Below are 7,479 nucleotides of genomic sequence, written 5' to 3' on the forward strand. Positions count from 1 at the left end.
ATCGACGGCTATGGCGCGGGGCCCCGCGCCCGTGGGGGCTTGCCGACGCACTCATTGGCTATGCAGACTGCACGGGAGGCGCCGCGGCATTCCCTCGCCCCCCCTGCGGGGGACCGTGGCCCCCGAAAGGGGGTCGGCAGCGGGGAGCAACGGCGCACAACCGGCCTTCGCCCGTCACGCCGGTCGCGCCCATTCCTGCAGCCGGGTTCCCCTCTCCCGACCCGGCCTGACGGCCGGTCCACCCTCCCCCGCAGAGGGGGGAGGGAAACGCGCTTGGGGCTGGCTCTGGCCCACACCCGGCAGCAATGTGTGAACATCGCAGCCCACCCTCTCCGTCGATCCTCAGCGCGCCAGCGAGGCCTGCGCGGTGCCGGCCGTCGTCGGCTCGGCCAGAGGGACCGTGGCGGCGGACAGCGCCAGGGCGGCCAGGAACAGGCCGGTGGCGGCGGCGCCGGCCCGGGGGCGCGGCAGGCGGAGGGCGTAGCGTCGGGCGGAGCGCGTCAGGTTCGGCATCGGATCGCCTCTTCTGGTTGTAGGCCCCATGGGCCATTCTCGCAGAAGCAACGTCGCCGGGGGGCGGACCAGTTCCCGTTCGGCCGCGCGCCGCGGCGTCAGGGACGCGTGGCCAGGCGGCGGCCCAGGGCGCCGAGGGCGCAGCCGGCGAGGTAGGGCGGCAGGATCAGGCCGGCGCCCTCCAGCCACAGGCCGGGCAGCCCTGGCACGATCCCGGCGACCGCGATCCCGGCCAGCAGCGCCGCGAGCCCGCACAGGGCCAGCGGCACCGTCGGCCGGGCCGGCCAGCCCGCCAGCGCCCCGACCAGCAGGCCGAGCGCGGCAGCCCCGGCGAGCCCGGGCCAGAATCCGGCGAGCAGCAGCGTCACGGCTGTCCGGCCTCCCCGGCGCCCGTTCGATCCGGGCCTCCGATCCACGCCTGCCTCTCGAGACGCGGGGCGAAGAGCGGGATATGGGGCGGTCTCATACGGGTTCCGTTCGAATGGCTCGGCCTCTTGGCCCGCGCCGTCATCGCGCGCGCAGCGAAGCGACCCAGGGATCCGCCACAGGCTGAGATCGCGCGCTGCGCCGGATGGCTTCGCTGTGCTCGCATTGACGGGATGGCGGCGATCATAGGCGCAAACCGGCGCGGGCGCGGCTTGGGCGTCACGGCAGCAGCGCGAGGAGGACGGGGCCGGCGGGCGCGTCCGGCCCGGCGGCGACCTGCTCGGGCCGGATCCCGGCCTGGAGCAGATACTCGATGACGGCCTGCGCGCGCAGCCGCGGCAGGTCGAGGGGCGGGTCGTCCGTGGCCTCCTTCGGCGGCGGTTGTTTCGCGGCTTTCTGGGCCGGCGCGGCCTTGGAGGCGGCGGACTTGTTGTCCGTGCCTTTGGCGGTCTCGGGCTTCTTCGGGGCCGCGTGTGTCCCGGCCTCGGCCTGCGCCTTCGGGGCGGGCTTCGGCGGTGCCTTGGTGGGCTCCTTGGCGCCCGCCTTCACCGGCTCCTTGGCCGAGCCGGTCGCCGTCGGGGCCTCATTGTGGGCGGTGGCGGCCATCGAGGTCGGCGGGACCTCGGCGGCGGCCCCCTCCCCGGCCGCCGGGGCGGCCTTCGCCTTCGCCGGGTCGGCCGGCGCCGAGACTGCGATGCGTAAGGTCGGGCAGGCCTTGGCCAGGGCCGCCAGGGCGTCGAGCACGGGGTAGAACGCCGGCGTCAGGGTCGCGCCGCCGGCCGGGAAGCGCAGAGACGCGCCGGCGATCGTCGCGGCGGCCTCGGCCCGGCAGGCGGCCGGGTCGCGGGTCTCGGCGGGCTGGCGCGCGGAGATTGTGGCCTGACCGGTCCAGCCGGGGGGCAGCACCTCGGCCAGCCTGTCCGGCGTCCGGGACGCAGCCTCGCGGTAGAGGCTCTCGCCGGTCAGCGTCAGCACCCGGTCCGACACCGACATTTCCCCGGTCGCGAGGTTCACCACCAGGGGGGCGGCGGCCGCCAGAGCGGTTCCGAGATCCGGCGGGGCGCCGTCGGCGAGCCGCGTCCGGTCGATCACCGGCTCGCGGAACAGGCGCGGGCGCAGGGCGGCGAGCACCCGCTCCCGCGTGGCTTCGTCGGGCAGGTGGCCGGTGAGCGTGACCGCCTCCGGGGTCCGGCGGATCGCCACCCGGTAGGGCGAGAGCGGCCGGGCCGCCAGCGTTACCGGGCCGGGCTTCACGCCGGCCGGCCGGGCCTCGCGCATCAGGGCGGCGGCGTCGGGGATGGCCTGGGCGTCGATGGCGTCGCCGGTGACCGAGATCGCGTCGTCCGCGAAGGCGACGGTGCCGGACTGGATCAGCTCGGCGAGCTTGAACGCGAAGCCGATCAGGGTTTTGGGGTCGATCGCCGGGTCGAGCCCCCGTGCGGTGAGCAGCCGGTCCTGCACGCTGCTGCCGGGCACGGCTTCCGCGGCGGCGCGCAGGGCCGCCTCCCGGTCCGCCGCCGAGGGCGCGAAGCCGTCGAGCACGATCCCCCGGGCCGACTTCTCCACCGCGAACCGGTACTGCGCCACCGCGGGCGGCACGATCTCGATCCGCCCGACGCTGAACCCCGCTGGCGGGTCCGACAGGGCGGCCCGCAGTGCCTCGTAGGCCGGTACGTCCAGGGCCTCGCCGGACAGGCTGAGCACGGTGTCGCTGAGCGCCGCCCGGCCGCCCTTGGCGAGTCCGGACAGCCGCGCCGCGAGAAAGGCCGCCGCGCTCGGAAAATCCGGGGGCGCGCCCCGGGCCGCCCGGGCGGTGTCGTCGAGATGGGTCCCGGGCGCCAGCGCCCCGGTGACCCGCGCCTCCAGTGCCCGCCGTCCGATCTCCGCCGGGCGGCTGCCCTCCAGCGCCACCCGGGCGGTGCCGGTCCGGATCGCCGCCCACTGGAACGGCGAGGCCGTCTCCACCAGCCCGACCTCCGGGACGATCCGCCGGGGTCCGTCCAGGGCGGCGAGCTTCGCCAGCACGGTCTCGCGCTCGCCGACATCGGGTGCCTCGCCCGCCGCCCCGAGGTCGCGTCCCCGCGCCTCCAGCCGCAACCAGGGCTCGCCGGTTCCGGTGGCGGTGCCGGACGCGACGCGCGCCCCTTCGGCCTCGATGGCGTCGGCGATCTGCGGGGCGGCGTAGAGGGTCGCGCTCGCCCAGATCAGCGCGAGCGCCGGCAGCCCGGCGAGCCAGCCGGCGCGGCGCAAGCCTTGAGCGAACATTTCGGGCAAAGGCACAGTCGTGGGTTAAATGGAATCCGGACCGCGAGACCATACCGCCAATCCGGCAGGATGAAGGCCTCAATCTTCGCGGCAAGCGGTTCGGCGGCGGGCAAAAACCGTAATCTTCGCGTGGTTTGGCCGCAAAAATGCACGGCCCTTGCATCATCGCCGCGACCACCGCGAGACACCACCACGGAGTTCGTCGCTTGGCCCGGACCGTCTGCCCGCACGATTGCCCTTCCGCCTGCAGCCTCGACGTGCAGGTGGCGGACGGCCGCGTCGTCTCGGTGAAGGGCGGCGACAACCCCTACACCGCCGGGGTGATCTGCGCGAAGGTCAGCCGCTACGGCGAGCGGGTCCACCATCCGGACCGGATTCTGCAGCCGCTGGAACGGGTTGGCCCCAAGGGCAGCGGTGCGTGGCGGCCGATCTCCTGGGACGCGGCCCTCGACCGCCTGGCCGGCGCCTTCACCGAAGCCGCCGAACACCACGGTTCCCAGGCGGTCTGGCCGTACAATTCCGGCGGCACGATGGGCCTCGTCCAGCGCGACAGCATCCACCGGTTGACCCACGTGATGGGCTATTCCCGGCGCAAGCGCACCATCTGCACCGCCATCGCCATTGCCGGCTGGACCGCCGGGGTCGGCCGCGTCGCCGGCCCGGACCCCCGGGAAATGGCGCTCTCCGACCTGATCGTGGTCTGGGGCGGCAACCCGGTGAGCACCCAGGTCAACGCGATGAGCCACATCAGCCGGGCCCGCAAGACGCGTGGCGCCAAGCTGGTGGTGATCGATCCCTACCGCACCGGCACCGCGGCGGCGGCCGACCTCCACCTCGCGCCCCGGCCCGGCACCGACGGGGCGCTGGCCTGCGCGGTGCTCCACGTACTGTTCCGCGATGGCTATGCCGACCGCGCCTATCTGGCGGCTCATGCCGAGGACACGGCGACCCTGGAGGCGCATCTCGCTACCCGCACCCCCGCATGGGCGGCCGCGATCACCGGCCTCACGGTCGCCGAGATCGAGGCCTTCGCGGCGCTCTACGGCTCGACGCCGCGCAGCTACATCCGCTGCGGCTTCGGCTTCACCCGCACGCGCAACGGTGCGGTCAACCTGCACGCGGTGACCTGCCTGCCCACCGTGACCGGCGCCTGGCAGCACGAGGGCGGCGGCGCCCTCTGGCAGAACGCCGCGATCTTCAACTGGGACAAGACCCTTACCGAGGGCCTCGACGCCAAGGCCCCGGGGGTGCGCGAGCTCGACATGAGCCGGATCGGCGCGATCCTGGCCGACGATGCGGACGCCCTGCAGGGCGGACCGCCGGTGCGGGCCATGCTGATCCAGTCGGCGAACCCCGCGGCCTCGGCCCCGGACAGCAACCGCGTGCGCGCCGGCCTGATGCGACCGGACGTGTTCGTGGCCGTGCACGAGCAGTTCATGACCGAGACGGCAGCGCTCGCCGATCTGGTGCTGCCGGCCACCACCTTCCTGGAGCACGACGACATCTACGGGGCCGGCGGCCACAGCCACATCCAGTCGGGGCCGGCGCTGCTGGAGCCGCCGGGGGAGTGCCGCTCCAACCACGACCTGATCGCCGCCCTCGCCGCGCGACTGGGGGCCGCGCATGCGGGCTTCGCCTTGAGCGCCCGGGACCTCGCCGACGCCACCCTGGCCCGCTCCGGCTGGGGCGGCCTCGACCGGCTCAAGCAGGAGCGCTGGATCGACGCGCAGCCGAGCTTCGCCGACAGCCACTTCCTCACCGGCTTCGGCCATCCGGATGGGCGCTTCCGGTTCGGCCCGGACTGGCCGGCGCTCGGGCCGCGCGCCGTCGGCATGCCGGCCCTGCCCGACCATTGGGCGGTGTCTGAGCCAGCCGATGCCGAGCGGCCGTTCCGGATGGTGGCGCCGCCGGCCCGCCAGTTCCTCAACACCACCTTCACCAACAGCCCGGAATCGATCCGGCGCGAGGGCCGCCCGACCTGCCTGCTCCATCCGGCGGACGGCGCCCGCCTCGGGATCGCCACCGGGGATGCGGTGGAGATCGGCAACACCCGCGGCCAGGTCCGGCTGCATGCCCGCCTCGCCGAGGGGCAGCCGCCCGGGATCGTCGTGGTCGAGAGCCTGTGGCCGGCCGCTTCTTTCTCGGGCGGGCGCGGCATCAACGCGCTGATCGGCGACACCCCGGCGGCCCCCAACGACGGCGCCACCTTCCACGACACCGCGGTCTGGGTCCGGGCAGCCTGATAGCGGATCCATCTCGGCAAAGAAGCGGGATCGCAAAGGGCTCAGCCCTTTGGCGGGGTATCGGGGCAGAGCCCCGATGGCATCGAGCTTCGCTCGACGCAGGGCTCTGCCCTGCACCCGCGAAAGGTCGAAGACCTTTGGAATCCAGGATTTTCAGCGATCGACTGAGGACGGAACCTGCCTGAATCGGCGCGGTTGGCTGGGGACACACTCTCTTGTGGAATCCCCTGCCATGCGGGCTATCCTCGCCGCCGCCCTGCTGCTCCCGTTCGCTACCTCGGCCGGGGCGCAGAACCTGCCCGCCACCGCGACCGTGCCCTCGGCGGCTTCGCTGGTGCCGATCACGGCGATCGCCAATCCCGGACAGCTCAGCCTCGGCGGCGGATCCACCACCGGCCCGTTTCCGATCCTCTCGGCTCAAGGCGGCCTCGTGAATGCGGGACAGCTCAGCTTCGGCGGGGGAAGCTCCGGAAGCGGCAGCATCGCGCCGCCGACCTCCACGAGCGCCAGCACGAGCCGGCTCGGACTGACGGGATCCGGGACGACCGGCGGTGCCGGCATCACCGGAACGACCGCCACTTCCAGCTCGAGTACGACCGGCAGCACGATCGGCGCCACCGGGACGCGCAGCGGCTTCAACACGTCGTCGAACTCGGCGATCGGATCGATCTCGGGTAACGCCTTCTCGTCGTTCGGCACGGGCGGAAATAGCGGCTCGGCCGTCGCCACCAGCCTGAACACGAACGCCAATTCGGCCTCGTCGGTGGCTTCGTCCGGGGCCAGCGGTTTCAGCGGCGGCGCGGGAATCAGCGCCAGGTCGACCGAGCTGAACGTCAGTTCGGCTGTGTCCGCGATACCCACCGCCAGCGGCGGCGGCTCGGTCGGCGGCGCCGGGATCGCGGGCGGCGCGAACGCGGCCACGGCACTTGAGGCGGCCGGCAGCACGGCCCGTAGCGGCGGCGGCTCGGTCGGCGGCGCCGGCATCGCGGCCGGGACCGCCCAGGCCGATACGACCTGCACGGGGCCGTTGGCCGTGGCGTGCTTTGGCGGGGCAAACACCTTCTGACGACGCGGCTGCGCCAGGCGGAACCCCACCGAAGCGCTGCCGTTCCTTGTGTTCCGGCACTTCGTCCGGGACAGGAGGCGACGATGCAGAAAGCCTTGGGGTTGGGTCGCGTTTCGCTGGCGGCTGTTCTCGTCGTGGGGATGTCGAGCGTGGCTTTGGCACGCGATGCCGGTTCCGCCGGCCAGGGCGCCAGGGGCCATGCCGGACGTCTTCACGGCATCGGGTTCAACGCGCCGAAATTCGGTTCTGACCTGCGTACCGGCAAGGATCAGCCCTATACCTGGCCGGTCGGCGACCGCTATCGTCCGGAATCGAAGCCGTTCTACGGCCGGGCTTACTGACGTTTTCATCCCCGAAGTGGGTACTGGTTCTGCGTCGGCGCGCGCGGCACTCTGAACATCCACCCGGCCGGCGCGTGACCGCGCGCCGGTTATCAGCGAGCGGGCATCCGCGGAGGGAACCTGATGCCGGTGCCGTGTCGGCTGATCCTCGTCGTCCTGGTTTGCTTGGCCTCGCCGGTGCGAGCAGGGGAATTTGCTTCGATCCCACCGGCGCAGGGAATGGTGATGCCCCTCCCCGGTCCCGGCATGGCCAACAGCACGCCGAACCCGGCGCCTCCGCCCGAAGCAGCCGCGCCTGCGCCCCCTCCGACGATCGCCGATCCGGCTGGCGGCCGGCGGCGGTACCCGTCCCTCGGCAGCGGTTTTCCGTCGACGGAGGGGTGGCTTCCCAACCAGCGCACCGGTCCCCGCCGGGAGCACGTCGTCCACGACATCTGCATCGGGTGCTGAGCGGGCCCCGCCCGGATCTCACCGCTTGCGAACGCTCAGATCACTGCAACGCGCGAGACTGGCTGTTCGCCCGGATCCAGCGCGGCGAGAGCACATCGCCCGCCTCGGTGATGATCCAGGGCTGCGCATCCTCGGCGTCGATCGCCGCAGCTGCCGCGGCGAGTGCCTCGCGCAG

Annotated in this window: 6 protein-coding genes; 2 read left to right on the plus strand and 4 right to left on the minus strand. The window is 73.3% G+C overall.

Going from position 1 to position 7,479, the window contains the following annotated elements:
- Positions 1-342: 342 nt before the first annotated feature.
- From MKL09_RS07050 to MKL09_RS07060, 3 genes are all read right to left on the minus strand, one after another.
- Entirely contained in the window at positions 343-513 is a 171-nt protein-coding gene (locus MKL09_RS07050) for a hypothetical protein (RefSeq protein ID WP_244019150.1), read from the minus strand.
- Positions 514-611: 98 nt separating this feature from the next.
- Entirely contained in the window at positions 612-881 is a 270-nt protein-coding gene (locus MKL09_RS07055; protein ID WP_244019151.1) for a hypothetical protein, read from the minus strand.
- 277 nt (positions 882-1,158) lie between these two features.
- Complete coding sequence (locus MKL09_RS07060) at positions 1,159-3,204, minus strand: hypothetical protein (protein WP_244019155.1); 2,046 nt, start codon at positions 3,202-3,204, stop codon at positions 1,159-1,161.
- A 206-nt stretch (positions 3,205-3,410) separates the two neighbouring features.
- On the opposite strand from MKL09_RS07060, the gene MKL09_RS07065 reads away from it, so the two are divergent.
- Positions 3,411-5,447, plus strand: coding sequence for a molybdopterin-dependent oxidoreductase (locus MKL09_RS07065; RefSeq protein WP_244019152.1), 2,037 nt, complete (start codon positions 3,411-3,413; stop codon positions 5,445-5,447).
- Between the two features lie 417 nt (positions 5,448-5,864).
- On the opposite strand, the gene MKL09_RS07070 is transcribed toward MKL09_RS07065, so the two are convergent.
- The gene (locus MKL09_RS07070; protein WP_244019153.1) at positions 5,865-6,542 is read right to left on the minus strand and encodes a hypothetical protein; all 678 of its coding nucleotides are present in this window, start codon (positions 6,540-6,542) and stop codon (positions 5,865-5,867) included.
- A 54-nt stretch (positions 6,543-6,596) separates the two neighbouring features.
- On the opposite strand from MKL09_RS07070, the gene MKL09_RS07075 reads away from it, so the two are divergent.
- Entirely contained in the window at positions 6,597-6,854 is a 258-nt protein-coding gene (locus tag MKL09_RS07075) for a hypothetical protein (RefSeq protein WP_244019154.1), read from the plus strand.
- Positions 6,855-7,479: the final 625 nt, after the last annotated feature.

Source organism: Methylobacterium sp. J-048 (assembly GCF_022829515.1).
Lineage (GTDB): Bacteria > Pseudomonadota > Alphaproteobacteria > Rhizobiales > Beijerinckiaceae > Methylobacterium.

What these genes read in the sequence shown, in the direction of transcription:
- MKL09_RS07050 (WP_244019150.1), bottom strand. Translation starts at nt 513, where the DNA reads ATGCCGAACCTGACGCGCTCCGCCCGACGCTACGCCCTCCGCCTGCCG.
- MKL09_RS07060 (WP_244019155.1), bottom strand. Translation starts at nt 3,204, where the DNA reads ATGTTCGCTCAAGGCTTGCGCCGCGCCGGCTGGCTCGCCGGGCTGCCG.
- MKL09_RS07075 (WP_244019154.1), top strand. Translation starts at nt 6,597, where the DNA reads ATGCAGAAAGCCTTGGGGTTGGGTCGCGTTTCGCTGGCGGCTGTTCTC.